The following is a 16870-nucleotide window of genomic DNA, read 5'->3' on the forward strand; positions in this document are numbered from 1 at the left end:
TGGGCCGATGACTCTCGACGGGACTGGATCCGCAGGATCGATGGTCCTGGCGTATCTCCCGAGCCCGCCCGAGGGCGTCTGGCACGTCGGACCGTTTCCGCTCCGCGCTTACGCACTCTGCATCATCGTCGGGATCATCGTCGCGGTCTGGTGGGGAGATCGGCGGTGGAGGGCCAGAGGCGGGCAGGAAGGCGAGGTCCTCGACGTCGCGATCTGGGCGGTGCCCTTCGGCCTCGTCGGCGGGCGGTTGTACCACGTCGCCACCGATTGGCAGACCTACTTCGGAGACGGCCCGAAAGAGCCGATCGACGCACTGAAGATCTGGGATGGCGGCCTCGGTATCTGGGGGCCGTGTTGCTCGGCGCGCTCGGTGCCTGGATCGGTGCGCGACGACACGGCATCAAGATCCCCCGTTCGGTGATGCGCTCGCCCCGGCGATCCTGCTCGCGCAAGCCATCGGACGTCTCGGGAACTACTTCAACCAGGAGCTCTACGGACGCGAGACGACAGTGCCGTGGGGTCTGAAGATCTACGAGCGGGTCGACGCGAACGGGGTCGCCGATCCCGGCCTGATCGCCGGCACGTCGAATGGGCATGTGGTGGCGATCGTGCACCCGACGTTCCTCTACGAACTGTTGTGGAACGTGCTGGTGGTCATCCTGCTCGTCGTCGTCGACCGGCGTTTCCGGATCGGTCACGGACGCTTGTTCGCCCTGTATGTGGCCGGCTATTGCGTGGGTCGTTTCGGCGTGGAGTTGATGCGATCCGACCCGGCCACGCACATCTTCGGCACTCGGATCAACGTCTTCACCGCGGTGTTGGTGTTTGCCTGTGCTGCGGCGTATTTCGTCCTCGCGCCACGTGGCCGCGAGCAGGGGTTGGAGATCTATCACCCACGCCGTGCCGAAGAACTCGAGGAGCTGGGGGTGGTCGGATACGTCGATGACCGCCAGGACACAGGTGCCGACGATGTCGATCACGCCGAGCCGGACACCAGGCGCGGCAGAGCCAGGCGTGCCGACACCGGTGCCGATGCCGACAGCCCAGCCGAGGCCGCGCTTGCCGCCGCAATCGCTCGACACACTCCCCGGACCGATGAAGGGGAGCCACTGACGGCCGAGTCCTCCACCGACGACTGGGTGCTGGAATCGGAGCAGGACGACGCTTCCGAGTCCGCTCCAGGTGCCGTCGACACCACCACCACCAACGCCGACAGCAACACAGATCACGTCGACAGCAACACAGATGACGTCGACAGCACCACGACTGACGCCGACAGCACCACGACTGACGCCGACAGCAACACAGATCACGTCGACAGCACCACGACTGACGCCGACAGCACCGCCGCCGACGCCGACAGCACCACGACTGACGCCGACGGCACCGCCGCCGACGTCGACAGCAACACAGATGACGTCGACAGCAACACGACTGACGTCGACAGCACCGCGACTGACGTCGACAGCACCGCGACTGGCGCCGACAGCACCGCGACTGGCGCCGACAGCACCGCCGCCGACGTCGACAGCAACACAGATGACGTCGACAGCAACACGACTGACGCCGACAGCAACACGACTGACGCCGACGGCACCGCCGCCGACGTCGACAGCAACACAGATGACGTCGACAGCAACACGACTGACGCCGACAGCACCGCCGACGACACCGACAGCACCGCCGACGACACGGACGAGCCTTCCGAACAGCGCTGACGACGACACCTCCGTCACCGGTTCGCCGTTGTCCGTGTGAGCGAACACAGTCGGCGGCATCCTCGGATACCGTCCGATACAGTGAAGCTTCACGGTGATCGGGTTCAGAACGTCGAATTCGGACACCAGATAACTGCTCCACGGGCCAGCGTTGTCCCTGAGGACATCGAGCATTGCGATTCGTCACCGAGTCGAGTGGAGGTTCGAGATGTTGTTTTCTGCGCTCCCGGCCAAGCAGGGTCTGTACGACCCGGAGGCCGAAGTCGATTCGTGTGGCGTCGCCATGGTGGCGGACATCTACGGCCGACGCTCCCACTCGATCGTCGCCGACGGATTGCTGGCGTTGGAAAACCTCGAACATCGCGGTGCCGCGGGCGCCGAGGTGAACAGCGGTGACGGGGCAGGCATCCTCATCCAGCTCCCCGACGAATTGCTCCGCGCGGTGGCGGATTTCGACCTGCCCGCACCGACCGTGGACGGACAGAACACCTATGCCGCCGGCATCTGTTTCCTGCCCACCGATCCGGTCCTGCGCGAGCGCGCCGTCGAACGGGTTCGCGCATTGGCCCTCGACGAGGGGGTCACCATCCTGGGATGGCGTGAACTGCCGGTCGACGCCGACCGCGCCGACATCGGGGAGACGGCGCTCGGCTGCATGCCGTACATGATGCAACTGTTCGTCACCGTCGATCCGGTGGCCGGTGCGCAACGGATCGGCGGCCTCGAACTGGACCGTTTCATCTACCCGTTCCGCAAGCAGGCCGAGCGGGTCACCCCGGAGATCGAACAAGCGGGTACGGGCATCTACTTCCCGTCGCTGTCGAGTCGCACCATCGTCTACAAGGGCATGCTCACGACGATGCAGCTGCCCCTCTACTACGACGACCTCCGCGACGATCGGTGCCACAGCGCGATCGCGATCGTGCACTCCCGGTTCTCGACAAACACCTTCCCGTCGTGGCCGCTGGCCCATCCGTTCCGCTTCGTCGCGCACAACGGCGAGATCAACACCGTCCGCGGCAACCGGAACCGCATGCGAGCACGGGAGGCGCTCCTCGAGACCGACCTGATCCCGGGGGATCTGAAACGTGTCTTCCCGATCTGCACTCCGGCCGCGTCGGATTCCGCATCGCTCGACGAGGTCCTCGAACTCCTGCATCTCGGCGGCCGCAGTGTTGCGCACGCGGTGATGCTCATGGTGCCCGAGGCGTGGGAGAACGTACCGGACATGGACCCGCGACGACGCGCGTTCCTGCAGTTCAATGCGTCGCTGATGGAGGCGTGGGACGGCCCGGCATGTGTCACGTTCACCGACGGAACCGTCGTCGGGGCCGTGCTCGACCGTAACGGTCTGCGGCCGGGACGCTGGTGGCAGACCCGCGACGGTCGGGTGATCTTGGCGTCGGAGGCCGGTGTGCTCGACGTCCCGGTCGACGACGTCCTGTCGAAGGGGCGGCTCGAACCGGGCCGGATGTTCCTGGTGGACACCGAGGCGGGCCGGGTCATCCCCGACGAGGAGATCAAAGGGGAGCTGATCGCTGCCGAACCGTACGACGAATGGCTGCATGCCGGTCTGCTCGACATCGCGACCCTGCCGAACCGTCCTGTCTACAAGCCCGATCACGATACCGTCGTCCGACGCCAGGTCTCCTTCGGCTACAGCGAGGAGGACATGCGCGTTCTCCTCACCCCGATGGCCGCCTCCGGTTACGAGCCTCTCGGCTCCATGGGCACCGACACCCCGGTTGCGGTGCTGTCCAAGCGGTCCCGATTGCTCTACGACTATTTCGTGGAGCTGTTCGCGCAGGTCACAAATCCACCGTTGGATGCGATCCGCGAGGAGATCGTCACGTCGATGGCACGCGTGACAGGGCCGGAGCACAATCTCCTGCAGCCGACCGCTGCGTCGTGCCGGCAGATCCTGCTGCACTGGCCGGTCATCGACAACGACGATCTCGCCAAACTCGTCCACATCAACGACGACGGGGACAACCCGGGTTTGTCGGCGAAGGTGCTCCACGGTCTGTATGAGGTTGCCGACGGCGGGCCGGGGCTCGCGGCCGCGCTCGAAGATCTGCGCCTGCGTGCGAGTCAGGCGATCGCCGAGGGGCACACCACGCTGGTGATCTCCGACCGTCGAACCGATCGTGATCATGCGCCCATTCCGTCGCTGCTCGCGACGTCGGCGGTGCATCACCATCTCGTCCGTACCAAGGAGCGCACCAAGGTCGCGCTTGTCGTCGAGTCGGGCGACGCTCGCGAGGTGCACCACATCGCTCTGTTGATCGGCTTCGGCGCGGCCGCGGTCAACCCCTACCTCGCTCTCGAATCGATCGATGACCTGATCGCCGGGGGCGAGCTCACCGGTGTCCCGTCGTCCAAGGCCAGCCGCAACTACCTCGAGGCGCTCGGCAAGGGTGTGCTCAAGGTGATGAGCAAGATGGGGATCTCCACCATCAGCTCGTACACCGGCGCGCAGGCTTTCGAGGCCGTCGGCTTGTCGTCGGAGGTCGTCAAGGAATACTTCACGCGCACTGTCTCCCGTATCGAAGGCGTCGGACTCGACGAACTCGCAGAGGAGGTGCGGCTCCGTCACCATCGCGCGTTCCCGGAGAACCCGACCGAGCAGGTGTACCGGCGTCTCGAGGTCGGAGGCGAGTACCAGTATCGCCGTGAGGGCGAGCTCCACCTCTTCACCCCTGAGACGATCTTCCTGCTCCAGCACGCCACGAGAACCGGTCAGGCCGAGGTGTTCCAGAAGTACTCGGACGAGGTCGACGAGCTCTCGCGCGAGGGCGGCACCCTGCGTGGCCTGTTCGACTTCGATCTGACTGAGCGCGAACCGATCCCGCTCGACGAGGTGGAGCCCGTCGAGACGATCATGACGCGATTCAACACCGGCGCGATGAGCTATGGGTCGATCTCGGCCGAGGCCCACGAGACCATCGCCATCGCCATGAACCGGATCGGTGGCCGCTCCAACTCGGGTGAGGGCGGCGAAGATGTCGACCGGCTCTACGATCCGGAACGACGCAGTGCGGTCAAACAGGTCGCCTCCGGCCGTTTCGGGGTCACCAGCGACTACCTGATCAACGCAACCGACATCCAGATCAAGATGGCGCAGGGGGCGAAACCCGGTGAGGGAGGGCAACTCCCGGCCTACAAGGTGTATCCATGGATCGCCAAGACGCGGCATTCCACTCCCGGCGTCGCACTGATCTCGCCCCCGCCGCACCACGACATCTACTCGATCGAGGATCTCGCACAGCTGATCCACGACCTGAAGAACGCCAATTCCGACGCGCGCGTCCACGTGAAGCTCGTCAGTGCGGTCGGCGTGGGGACCGTTGCGACCGGTGTGTCCAAGGCACATGCCGACGTGGTGCTGATCTCCGGTCACGATGGTGGTACCGGTGCGTCGCCGCTGACCTCCCTCAAGCACGCAGGCACGCCGTGGGAGATCGGGCTCGCCGATGCGCAACAGACGTTGATGCTCAACGGGTTACGCGATCGCATCACCGTTCAGTGCGACGGCGCACTGCGCACCGGCCGCGATGTGATCATGGCAGCCCTGCTCGGTGCCGAAGAGTACGGCTTCTCGACGGCACCGCTCATCGTCAGCGGCTGCATCATGATGCGGGTCTGCCACCTCGACACATGCCCGGTCGGCGTGGCGACGCAGAATCCGCAACTACGTGCCCGGTTCACCGGTCAGGCCGAGCACATCGTCAACTTCTTCCGGTTCATCGCCGAGGATGTGCGAAAGCATCTGGCACAACTGGGCTATCGCACGCTCGACGAGGCGATCGGACAGTCTCAGCGGTTGCACACCGCAGACGCGGTGGCGCACTGGAAGAGCAAGGGCCTCGACCTCACCCCGATCTTCCGCACACACGACGACAAAGGACCGACCCGCCGGATACGCGGCCAGGACCATGGACTCGATCGTGCACTCGATCAGACCTTCATCCAACTCGCCGAAGGTGCGCTCGAGGATGCCCATCCGGTGACGCTGGAACTGCCGGTGCGCAACGTGAACCGGACGGTCGGCACGTTGTTGGGATCGGAGGTCACGCGACGTTACGGGGCCGAAGGACTGGCCGAGGACACGATCGTGGTGAAGCTGACGGGCTCGGCCGGACAATCCCTCGGTGCATTCCTGCCACCTGGCGTGACGATCCGTCTGTCGGGCGACACCAACGACTATGTCGGTAAGGGGCTGTGTGGCGGCAAGATCGTCGTGGCACCCGATCCCGGCTCCCGGTTCGTCGCCGAGGACCAGGTCATCGCCGGCAACACCATCCTGTACGGCGCGACGTCGGGGGAGGTGTTCCTGCGTGGCAAGGTCGGCGAACGCTTCTCGGTCCGCAATTCGGGCGCCACGGCGGTGGTCGAAGGCGTCGGCGACCACGCGTGCGAGTACATGACCGGGGGCGGGCGGTGATCCTCGGATCCACCGGACGCAACCTGGCCGCCGGTATGTCCGGGGGTATCGCGTTTGTGTACGACCTCGATGTCGCCAAGGTGAACATGGCGATGGTGGAGCTCTTGCGACCGGATCCCGACGACCTGTGCTTCCTGCGCGAGACGATCATCAAGCACACCGAACTCACCGGTTCGGCGATCGGCGCATCGATGCTGGCCGACTGGCCGCGGCGATGCCTGGGCTTCACCAAGGTCATGCCCACTGACTACAAGCGAGTGCTCGATGCCGCCCGGATGGCAGAGGCCGAGGGACGCGACATCGATTCGGCGATCATGGAGGCGGCACGTGGCTGATCCGAGAGGGTTCCTGGAGATCCCCAAGAAGGAATCGAAGTATCGTCCGGTCGCCGAGCGCGTGCAGGACTGGGACGACGTCTACGAGCACCGTGACAACCCGTTGCGTGAGTTGTCCGAAGTGTCCGAACAGGCGCGGCGGTGTATGGACTGTGGAATTCCGTTCTGCCACTCCGGCACCGCAGGTTGTCCCCTGGGCAATCTGATCCCGGAGTGGAACGATCTGGTGCGGCGTGGCCGGTGGGATGCAGCGAGCAGCCGACTGCATGCCACCAACAACTTTCCCGAGTTCACCGGGATGGTGTGTCCGGCGCCCTGCGAGGCGGCCTGCGTCTTGTCGATCTCGGAAGCGACCAGCGGGGCAGTGTCACCATCAAACGGGTGGAGAAGACCATCGCCTACGAGTCGTGGGCGGAGGGGATCATCGGGCCCGAACCGCCGGCGGCCCGCTCGGGCAAGTCGGTGGGAGTGGTGGGCTCGGGGCCCGCAGGACTTGCTGCCGCGCAACAACTCACGCGAGCCGGTCACGAGGTGACCGTGTACGAGCGCGACGACCGGCTCGGTGGATTGTTGCGATACGGCATCCCCGAGTACAAGCTCCAGAAGTCCGACATCGATCGGCGGATCGCCCAGATGCGGGCCGAGGGAACCGAATTCGTCACCAGTTGTGACGTCGGTACCGACATGTCGGTCGAGCAGTTGCGCTCGCGGCACGACGCGGTCGTGCTGGCGATCGGGGCCATGGAGGCCCGTGACAACCCGGTGCCCGGTCGTGAACTGGGCGGCGTACATCTCGCGATGGAGCATCTCGTGCCCGCCAATCGCGAATGCGAGGGCGACGGTCCGTCGCCGGTTTCCGCGCAGGGCAAGCACGTCGTCATCATCGGCGGTGGCGACACCGGTGCCGACTGCCTCGGCACTGCGCATCGTCAGGGGGCGGCATCGGTGGTGCAGCTCGACTACAACCCCGCACTTCCCAGCGACCGCGACGAGGGCCGATCGCCGTGGCCCACATGGCCGTTGGTCATGCGGACATCATCGGCGCACGCCGAGGGCGGCGAGCGCAAGTATGAGGTGGCCGTCCAGCGGTTCCTCGGCGACGACGACGGCAACGTGACGACCCTGGTGCTCGCCGAGGTGCAGGTGGTGCGTGAGCCGGACGGCCGACGAGTGGTCACACCAGTCGGGGACGAGTTCGAGATACCGTGCGAGATGGCTCTGTTCGCAATCGGGTTCGCCGGTGTCGCGCGTGGCGCGCTGCTGACCGACCTCCAACTCGAACCCAATGGACGTGGCGCGCTGTCGTGCGGCAGTGACTGGCAGACCGACGCGCCGGGGGTCTTCGTCTGCGGAGACGCCCATCGCGGTGCCTCGCTCGTAGTGTGGGCCATCGCGGAGGGGCGATCGGCCGCGCGCGCGGTCGACGAGCTCCTGATGGGCGAGTCCGACCTGCCGTCGCCGGTGCGGCCCGCGACTCTGCCGCTGTCGGTGCGGTGACGGCGACACCTGCGGGCGCTCGCAACGCGCGCGGGAAGCGTTGGTTTCATTGTGTTCGCGGTCACCTCGGACACCGCGCTGACCTGCACGAACTGCATGTGGCCCGCAGGTGACCAATCCGCGCCGGGATAGAGATGGCGATACAACGGGACTAAGGTGAACACAGTGACACGGCGAACAAAGATTGTCTGCACCCTCGGCCCGGCGACCAGCAGCGACGAGAAGCTCAAAGAGCTCGTCGAGGCCGGTATGGACGTGGCCCGGATGAACATGAGCCACGGCACCCATGATGTGCACCGCGAGGTGTACGCCAGGGTGCGTAAGGCAGGCGATGCCACCGAGAAGGCGGTGGGCATTCTCGCGGACCTGCAGGGTCCGAAGATCCGTCTGGGCAAATTCGAGGACACCGGCGCGCCGAACGGCGAAGTGATGTGGGCGACCGGCGAAGAGGTCCGCGTCACTGTGGACGACATCGTCGGGACGCACGACCGGGTGTCGACCACCTACAAGAATCTGGCATCGGACGCCAAGCCCGGTGATCGACTCCTGGTCGACGACGGCAAGGTCGGCCTGGTGGCGACCGCGGTCGAGGGCAACGACGTGGTGTGCACCGTGACCGAGGGCGGCCCGGTCAGCAACAACAAGGGGTTGTCGCTGCCCGGCGTGAACGTGTCGGTGCCGGCGATGTCGGAGAAGGACATCGCCGATCTGGAGTTCGCTCTCGAACTGGGTGTCGACATGATCGCCCTGTCGTTTGTCCGAAGCCCCGCAGACATCGAGCTGGTCCACGAGGTGATGGATCGCGTGGGGCGCCGGGTCCCGGTGATCGCCAAGCTGGAAAAGCCCGAGGCCATCGAAAATCTCGAGGCCATCGTGCTCGCATTCGACGCCATCATGGTCGCTCGCGGCGACCTCGGTGTCGAGCTGCCGCTCGAAGAGGTGCCGCTGGTCCAGAAGCGTGCGATCCAGATGGCCCGCGAGAACGCCAAGCCGGTCATCGTGGCGACCCAGATGCTGGACTCGATGATGGAGAACTCACGCCCCACCCGCGCGGAGGCCTCCGACGTCGCCAACGCGGTGCTCGACGGTGCGGATGCGGTGATGCTCTCCGGCGAGACCTCGGTGGGCAAGTGGCCGATCGACTCGGTGCTGACGATGGACAAGATCGCCCGAGCGGTTGAATCCGGCTCCCGCGAGGTCCCGCCGCTGTCGCATGTGCCGCGTACCAAGCGCGGCATCATCTCCTACGCCGCCCGTGACATCGGTGAGCGTCTGGAGGTGAAGGCCCTCGTCGCATTCACCCAGTCCGGCGACACCGTCCGCAGGCTCGCTCGCTTGCATTCGCGTCTGCCGTTGCTGGCGTTCACACCGACCCAGGCGGTGCGTAGTCAACTCGCGCTGAGCTGGGGCACGGAGACATTCATCGTCGATCCCGTCGACACCACCGATCACATGATCGATCAGGTGGATCATCAACTCCTGCGCATCGGGCGCCTCAAGGAAGGCGACGTGGTGGTGATCGTCGCAGGTGCCCCGCCCGGAACGGTCGGCTCCACCAACATGATTCACGTCCACCGGATCGGCGAGCAGGACCACTGAGCTCGCCCGCCTGATCTGCCTCTGGTCGAGTAGACGACCCTCCCCGCTGTCGTGCGAGCGACGAGTCGTTCGTGCTGGTCGAGTAGGCGACGAGCGGAGCGAGGAGTCGTATCGAGACCACCCGGGCCGGGGGCATAGGGTGTCCTGTCATGACCGAACAATCCGAGGACCTCGGCAAGCTGCTCGCCCTGCTCGACGTCGAGCAGCAGAACGACGACCTGTTCATCGGCCGCCACCCGGAGCAGAAGACGGCGCGCACGTTCGGTGGTCAGTTGCTGGCGCAGGGGGTGGTGTCTGCCGGGCGCACCATCACCCGAGGCAATCCGCCGATCCACGCGCTGCACGCCCATTTCATCCGGGGCGGCGATGTCAGCAAGCCGATGGAGTATCACGTGGCACGGTTCCGCGACGGCAAGTCCTTCGCGAACCGCCAGGTGACCGCCATGCAGGACGGCTCCGAGGTGTTCACGATGTTGGTCGCCTTCCAGGACAACAGTGCCGGTCTCGAACACGCGGTGGAGATCCCGCAGGTTCCCTACCCGGAGGAATTGCCGCCGCTCGGCGAGCATTTCAAGGGCTACGAGGATCGGATAGCAACCTTCGTCAACGCGTTGCACCCGATAGACATTCGGTTCGCGAACGATCCGACGTGGAAGATGCGCGACGCCGGCGCGACGCTCAAGGACAACCGGGTGTGGATGAAGACCGACGGCGCGATGCCCGACGATCCGATCATGCACGTTGCAGCCATGTGTTACGCATCGGACACCACGGTCCTCGATTCGGTCATCACGACACATGGGCTCTCGTGGGGGATCGATCGACTTTTCGCCGCCACCGTCAACCATTCGATGTGGTTCCATCGCGACTTCCGTTTCGACGAGTGGATGCTGTATGCGACGCGGTCGCCGGTGGCGACGGGCAGCCGCGGCATGGGGTCGGGCCGGTTCTGGAAACGCGACGGCACCCTGGCGACCTCGGTGGTCCAAGAGGCGCTGATCAAGTACTTCCCGCCGAAGAACTGATCGAGCGGGTGGCAGACTGATCCCATGACCTCCGGCCAGCCTCCTCGACATGACGTGGCGCCCCAGGCGCATGACCACCACCGTGCAGGCCATCCGGTCGACCCCTACACCGGATCCGCCAACGCTCCGCAGTTCTGGCTGCGTTCGGGACCGATGCTGCCGCAGCGCACCTGGCAGCGCAGCACGCGGTCGCCGATCATCGTCATCAGTTCGCTGGCGGCCATGGCGTTGGCCGCGGTCGCCGTCGCGGCGCTGCTGGTCGGCACGGTCAATCGGACGTCCTTCACCGCCCGCGGCGTGGTTGTGTGCCCGACAGCCGAGGCGCAGGCTCTGCAGATCGGTCCCGGAGCAACGGTGCAGATCTACGACGAGACCGGTGGCGAGTTGTCGACCACCACACTTGGTCAACGGCGCAGCGGAGACGGCGGTCGCTGCGAGATGCCCTTCCGCGCGCACGATGTCGAGTCCGGACGAGACGGTTATGTGATTCGCATCGGCGATGTCCTCCAGGAAACCGTGTCCGAATCGGCGCTTTCGTCGGGTGTGGTGCTGCGCCCGGTTTCCTGACCACGTGCCTTAACGGGTGGTAAGCGAAGGCGCGGGTTAGACTGCGGCGATCTCTGTGAGCCCTGGCCGATTCCCGGGCAGGACCCACACGTGACCTTGGTACGGATGGGGGAGAGGGTGACTGACAGCATCGACTGGGGCAACGAGGTATTGGGTTCGCTTCGGTGGATCGGGATCGTGTTCGCGATCGCTCTCGTCGGCGTGCTGGTGGTCGGCTATCTGCTTGCACGGTTCACCCACTGGGGGCGCCAGTATTGGCGCGCGGCCGGCGGATTCTTCACCGATCGCGATACCCGTCTGCTCGGGTGGGGGCTGGTCGCGGTGCTGCTCTTGCTGGCCGTTGCCGGAGTACGTGTCACGGTGCTGTTCTCGTACCAGGGCAATGACATGTTCACGGCCCTCCAGACTGCTGCCGAGGGGCTCGCCCAAGGCAATCAGGATGCGCTCGACGCGGGAAAGTCGGCGTTCTGGAAAGCCATGTGGATCTTCGGCGTTCTGGCGGCCATCCACATCGTCCGCACGCTCATCGAGCTCTATCTGGGCAGCGCGTTCGAGATCAAGCTGCGCGAGTACATGACTGCTCGCAACACCACGGATTGGCTCGGCGGAAAGGCTTTCTACCGGAACAGGTTTGTCGAGGCGGCGCGCCCCCAAGGACCGGATTCGGCGATCCAGCCCGGAGTGGACAACCCCGACCAGCGCATCGAGACAGACATCACGACCGTCGCCACGTCTAGTCGTCAGCTGGTGTTCGGCTATGGCGGATCGTCGACAAACGGTGTGATCCCGGCAATCATCACGATCGTCTCGTTCACCAAGATCCTCTGGGACCTCTCCGGGCCGATGTCGGTGTTCGGCACCGAGGTGCCGAGGGCGATGGTCTGGTTCGTGTACATGTTCGTCCTCATCACCACCGTCGTCGCATTCTGGATCGGCCGCCCGCTGATTCGGCTGTACTTCCTCCGCGAACGACTCACCGCGAATTTCCGGTATGCCCTTGTCCGAGTACGCGACGGCGCCGAGAACGTCGCCCTCTACCACGGTGAGGGAGTCGAACGAGCCGGCCTGCTGGAACGTTTCGGGGCCGTGGTCGGCAACTTCTGGCAGATCGTGTTCCGAACCCTCAAGTTCAACGGCTGGAACTTCGTGGTCAACCAGCTCTCGGTCGTCTTCGCCTATGTCATCCAGGCGCCGCGGTTCTTCGCCGGGACGATCACGCTGGGCGACATGAATCAGACGGCGTCGGCGTTCGGCAATGTGCACGACTCCTTGTCATTCTTTCGTGAGGCCTACGATTCGTTTGCCGATTTCCGAGCAGCGCTGATCCGCCTCAACGGGCTCGAGGATGCCAACGAGGAATCACGTGAGCTCTCGGCGATGACAACCATCGACCGTGACCGCGCCGTCCGTCTCACCGATGTCGACATCACCACGCCGGACGGCGACGAGTTGATCCGCGACCTCACCCTCTCGCTGGATCCCGGCGATGCGCTCGTCGTGAAGGGCAGATCGGGTTCGGGCAAGACGACATTGCTACGCGGCCTGGCCGGACTGTGGCCGTTCGTCGACGGTGAGTTCGCTCGCCCGGCAGGCGACCGCACGTTGTTCCTGTCTCAGATTCCCTACATCCCGCTCGGAAATCTGCGGACCGCTGTTGCGTATCCGGCCCAACCGGACGACGTGGGCGACGACGCGATCAGGTCCGCACTCGCGCGGGTGTTCTTGCCACATCTGGTGGATCGTCTCGACGAGGAGGAGGACTGGTCGAAGGTCCTGTCACCGGGGGAGCAACAGCGGGTCGCTTTTGCGCGCATCCTGCTGACCCGGCCCGAGGTGGTGTTCATGGACGAGGCGACCTCTGCGGTCGACGAAGGTCTGGAGTTCTCGCTGTACTCGCTGATCCGGGCCGAGTTGCCGGAGACGATCCTCGTGTCCGTCAGTCACCGCAGCACCACCGACCAGCACCACACTAATGTTCTCGAGTTGATCGGCGAAGGTGCGTGGGAGGTTCGTCCGGTCGGCACCTGACCGCGCCTCGGCCGCACGAATCATGCTCTGACGACTGAGTTTTACCATTTCATTACCAATCTGGCGGATTCTCGCCAGGCTCCTCCATCTCTCGGTAATGTGAGCCCGACCACATTGTCGGGCGGAGTGAGAGAATCGGTCATGACGGACACAGAGCGGATCACATTTCCTCACGCGAGCGGCACCGCGGTCGCCACGCTTCCGGAGGCATTTGCGCTGACGGCAAAGGTACGACCGGACGCGGTGGCGATCCGGACGGTCGGCGGAATCCAGGAGATCACCTGGGCGCAATACGCCGAGCGCGTCGAAGCGATCGCGGGCGGCCTCGCCGCGCTGGGTGTCCGACGTGGCGACACCGTGGGCATCATGCTGACCAACCGCCCGGAATTCCACTTGGTGGACACCGCGGCGCTGCACCTCGGGGCGATCCCGTTCTCCATCTACAACACGAGTTCACCCGATCAGATCGCGTACTTGTTCGGCAATGCCGAGAATGCCGTGGTGGTGACCGAACAGGTATTCCTCCCGGTCATCCGTGCCGCCGCGACCGCGGTCACGACGACGATCGTCGTGGACGGCGCCGCGAGCGGAACGATGACCCTCGCCGAGTTGGAGCAGACCGAACCGCCGGACGGATTTGACTTCGAATCATCCTGGCGCGCCGTGCAACCCGATGATCTGGCGACGCTGATCTATACCTCGGGCACCACCGGCCCACCGAAGGGCGTGGAGATCACCCATCGCAACATCATCGCCGAGCTCGCCGCCCTCGAGGAGCACGTCGAGGCAGGCTTCGATGACCGGGTCATCTCCTACCTTCCCGCCGCCCACATCGCCGACCGGGTGTCGTCCCATGCGGCCAACATGGTTCGCGGCATCCAGGTGACCACGGTGCCGGATCCACGCGAGATCGCGGCCGCGTTGCCGGAGGTGCGGCCGACGTTCTTCTTCGGTGTGCCGCGGGTATGGCAGAAGATCCGGGCCGGGATCGAGGCGAAGATGGCCGAGGAATCGAGTCCGGTCAAGAAGAATCTCGCGGCGTGGGCGCTCGGCGCGGGAGCCGCCTCGGCGAAGGCGCATCTCGAGGGTCGCGGCGCTGGGCTGGTCGGTGGCGTCCAGCACGGACTCGCCGACAAATTGGTACTGCACAAAGTCCGCACCGCCATCGGGCTGGATCAGGTCAAGTTCGCCGGGTCGGGCGCCGCCGCGATCCCGGCCGAGGTGCTCCAGTTCTTCCTCGGCCTCGGCATCCCGGTGCTGGAGGTCTGGGGGATGTCGGAGACCACCGGGGTGTCCACGCTGACCACCGCGGAGAACCTCGCGATCGGCACCGTCGGCAGGCCGGTGGCCGGCGTCGAGACGAAACTGGCCGACGACGGCGAACTCCTCGTCCGGGGTCCCGTCGTGATGCGCGGTTATCGCAAACAACCCGACAAGACCGCGGAGACCATCGATGCCGACGGGTGGCTCGCCACGGGTGACATCGCCACCATCGACGACGACGGAAATGTGAGGATCGTCGATCGCAAGAAGGAACTGATCATCAGCGAGGCGGGCAAGAACATGTCGCCGACCAACATCGAGAACGCGATGAAGGCGGCGTCGTCGCTGATCGGTCAGGTCGTGGCGATCGGTGACGCAAAACCGTTCGTCGCCGCGCTCGTCGTCCTCGACCCGGACGCAGCCGCCGCACGGGCGAAGAATCTGAACATCCCGGATGCCGATCTCGCGACCCTGTCGAGCCGGCGCGAGGTGATCGACGAGGTCACCGCCGCCATCCGGAAAGGCAACGGCAAACTGTCGCGAGTCGAACAGGTCAAACGGTTCACGCTGGTGCCGGCGGCCTGGGATCCGGGCGGTGACGAACTGACGCCGACGATGAAGTTGCGGCGTAAGCCGATTGCGACGAAATATGCCGAGCGCATCGATGCGTTGTACGGGGAATCGCCTGGAAGCGAGATCATCGACCTCCGTTAGCGCTGAATGTCACACGCTGCCGACATCTGGCCTGCGTCGCGCAGCGACGATCGCCCAGCCCCAGATCATCAGCCACGCCGTGATCCCACCGACCTGGATTCGTTGGGCGAGACCGAGGCGGAAATCGCCTGACAGGTTGTCGGCGGCCAACATCCACACGGTCGACACCACGATGACGCCCAAGACGATGGTCCCGACCACCCTCAGTTCCGGCCAACTCCCCGAGCGATGTGCAGCGACGGTGGCCGCGATCATGGCCGTGAAGATCGAGAACACCGCCAGGGTGCTCGTCAGCGCATGAATGTGGTGCAGCTGTGGGAGAAAGCCGCTCGGTTCCTCGGGGCAGCCGGCGTCCACCCCGGGGATGCATTCGATGGGCATGAGAGCGTCGGCGAGCGTCGACATCCCGAAGGCGCCCAATGCCACCACCGCGGTGATCGCCGGAAAGCCACGGAACGCGGGCCGCGGTACGAGCAGGGCGACCGAGGCGAACAGTGCACAACACGACGTCGTGATGTCACCCGCGACGTAGACCTCGCGATGTGGACGATGGGCGGCGTCGAGCTCGCTCAGGAAGGTACGAAGCGGATCAAGCGGACTGGGCCACAGGAACTCCAGAACCCATGACGAGTAGCAGACCCCGGCGAGTGCCACCGCGATACCCGCCACGACGACACGCCCCGACCGGTTGCGGGGCATGTCGGGCGTCACCCCGCCAGCGTAGCGACGACCAGCCCCGATCCGGAGGTCGAGTCGCGTCTCACCCGACCGGGATGAAAATGAGGTCGAACCCGGCAGGGGAACGGCAACTTCACACTAGGATCGATCGGAGGGTCGTCGTTCCCGCGGTGCGGGAAGGTCGATCACCACCTGTCAATCGCGATGCAGCGAGGTTTTCATGACCGAAGAAGCCGCCCAAGAACTTGGACCCATCGACTACGTGGTGCTGGAGTGGCCCGACAAACAGCCGAACGGCGAGGCCATTCCGTACCTCATCGAACTGGTTGATCGCGGTGTCATCCGCATCATCGACCTCGCCTTCGTGATGAAGGACGAGGGGGTGAGATCACCCAGATCGAACTCGATCAGCTCGGCGCCGACTTCGAGGTTTTCGACGGCGTCTCCACCGATCTGATCTCGACCGATGACGTCTCGGAGGCAGCGTCGGTTCTGCAGCCGGGAACCGCCGCGGCGATCATCGTGTACGAGAATGCCTGGGCCGCGGGATTTGCTGCGGCGCTACGTCGAAACGGTGGCCAGCTGGTGGCCGCCGGTCGTATCCCGATGGACGACTTCCTCGAAACCCTGGACGCCGCGGAGGCCTGAGGCCTTCGCTCGATCACGTCCGACCCGCAAAGGAGAACAACATGCCCGGACTCATTCGCGCAGCTGCGCGCACTGCCGTCATCGCCGGAACCGCGACGTCGGTGAGCAACCGCGTGTCCCGTCGTCAGTCGAACAGGTGGGCGCAGCAGGAATACGAGAATCAACAGCGCTATGCGCAGCCCCAGCCCACACAGCAGTACGTGGCCCCCGCGCCCGCGCCGGCGGCTGCGCCCGCTGCCCCGTCCGGCGACACCATCGAGCAACTGAAGGAGCTCGGCGCGCTGTATCAGCAGGGCATCCTCACCGAACAGGAATTCGCCGTGCAGAAGGCGAAGATCCTCGGCAGCTGAGGTC

General features: G+C 65.2%; 9 protein-coding genes and 3 pseudogenes. 11 read left to right on the forward strand and 1 reads right to left on the reverse strand.

Features of this window, described 5'->3' with window-relative positions; genetic code table 11:
• Positions 1-7 precede the first annotated feature (7 nt).
• The 8 genes and pseudogenes from lgt to GTV32_RS02625 all read left to right on the forward strand — a co-directional run bounded on the left by lgt (position 8) and on the right by GTV32_RS02625 (position 15190).
• Positions 8-1718 (forward strand): annotated as a pseudogene (lgt, locus tag GTV32_RS02590) (prolipoprotein diacylglyceryl transferase).
• 208 nt (positions 1719-1926) lie between these two features.
• Positions 1927-6497, forward strand: a pseudogene (gltB, locus tag GTV32_RS02595) (glutamate synthase large subunit).
• Positions 6490-7994 (forward strand): annotated as a pseudogene (locus GTV32_RS02600) (glutamate synthase subunit beta). Before gltB ends, GTV32_RS02600 begins: the two co-directional pseudogenes overlap by 8 nt.
• Positions 7995-8159: 165 nt before the next feature.
• Positions 8160-9593, forward strand: coding sequence for a pyruvate kinase (gene pyk, locus GTV32_RS02605; RefSeq protein WP_161058814.1), 1434 nt, complete (start codon positions 8160-8162; stop codon positions 9591-9593).
• Positions 9594-9742: 149 nt separating this feature from the next.
• On the forward strand, positions 9743-10618 hold the full coding sequence (locus GTV32_RS02610; RefSeq protein WP_161058815.1) for an acyl-CoA thioesterase II: 876 nt from the start codon (positions 9743-9745) through the stop codon (positions 10616-10618).
• A gap of 24 nt (positions 10619-10642) precedes the next feature.
• The gene (locus GTV32_RS02615) at positions 10643-11185 is read left to right on the forward strand and encodes a hypothetical protein (RefSeq protein WP_161058816.1); all 543 of its coding nucleotides are present in this window, start codon (positions 10643-10645) and stop codon (positions 11183-11185) included.
• Between the two features lie 117 nt (positions 11186-11302).
• Positions 11303-13213, forward strand: coding sequence for an ABC transporter ATP-binding protein/permease (locus GTV32_RS02620; RefSeq protein ID WP_161058817.1), 1911 nt, complete (start codon positions 11303-11305; stop codon positions 13211-13213).
• Positions 13214-13354: 141 nt separating this feature from the next.
• Positions 13355-15190, forward strand: a complete 1836-nt coding sequence (locus GTV32_RS02625) for a long-chain fatty acid--CoA ligase (RefSeq protein ID WP_161058818.1) — start codon at positions 13355-13357, stop codon at positions 15188-15190.
• Between the two features lie 9 nt (positions 15191-15199).
• On the opposite strand, the gene GTV32_RS02630 is transcribed toward GTV32_RS02625, so the two are convergent.
• On the reverse strand, positions 15200-15889 hold the full coding sequence (locus tag GTV32_RS02630; protein WP_161062298.1) for a DUF998 domain-containing protein: 690 nt from the start codon (positions 15887-15889) through the stop codon (positions 15200-15202).
• Positions 15890-16088: 199 nt separating this feature from the next.
• Here GTV32_RS02630 and GTV32_RS23980 point away from each other — a divergent pair, with 199 nt between their 5' ends.
• From GTV32_RS23980 to GTV32_RS02640, 3 genes are read left to right on the forward strand one after another with little or no spacing between them, the layout of a single operon-like run.
• Positions 16089-16325: a hypothetical protein gene (locus GTV32_RS23980; RefSeq protein ID WP_343287191.1), complete on the forward strand. Its 237-nt coding sequence runs from the start codon at positions 16089-16091 to the stop codon at positions 16323-16325.
• Positions 16265-16516: a hypothetical protein gene (locus GTV32_RS23985; protein WP_343287427.1), complete on the forward strand. Its 252-nt coding sequence runs from the start codon at positions 16265-16267 to the stop codon at positions 16514-16516. Before GTV32_RS23980 ends, GTV32_RS23985 begins: the two co-directional genes overlap by 61 nt.
• A 41-nt stretch (positions 16517-16557) precedes the next feature.
• Positions 16558-16866 carry an SHOCT domain-containing protein gene (locus tag GTV32_RS02640; RefSeq protein ID WP_161058819.1) on the forward strand — a complete coding sequence of 103 codons (309 nt, stop codon included), beginning with the start codon at positions 16558-16560 and terminating at the stop codon, positions 16864-16866.
• Positions 16867-16870 lie beyond the last annotated feature (4 nt).

Origin of the sequence: Gordonia sp. SID5947, assembly GCF_009862785.1 — a bacterium.
Classification (GTDB): domain Bacteria; phylum Actinomycetota; class Actinomycetes; order Mycobacteriales; family Mycobacteriaceae; genus Gordonia.

What these genes read in the sequence shown, in the direction of transcription:
- GTV32_RS02610 (WP_161058815.1), top strand. Translation starts at nt 9,743, where the DNA reads ATGACCGAACAATCCGAGGACCTCGGCAAGCTGCTCGCCCTGCTCGAC.
- GTV32_RS02615 (WP_161058816.1), top strand. Translation starts at nt 10,643, where the DNA reads ATGACCTCCGGCCAGCCTCCTCGACATGACGTGGCGCCCCAGGCGCAT.
- GTV32_RS02625 (WP_161058818.1), top strand. Translation starts at nt 13,355, where the DNA reads ATGACGGACACAGAGCGGATCACATTTCCTCACGCGAGCGGCACCGCG.
- GTV32_RS02630 (WP_161062298.1), bottom strand. Translation starts at nt 15,889, where the DNA reads ATGCCCCGCAACCGGTCGGGGCGTGTCGTCGTGGCGGGTATCGCGGTG.
- GTV32_RS23980 (WP_343287191.1), top strand. Translation starts at nt 16,089, where the DNA reads ATGACCGAAGAAGCCGCCCAAGAACTTGGACCCATCGACTACGTGGTG.
- GTV32_RS02640 (WP_161058819.1), top strand. Translation starts at nt 16,558, where the DNA reads ATGCCCGGACTCATTCGCGCAGCTGCGCGCACTGCCGTCATCGCCGGA.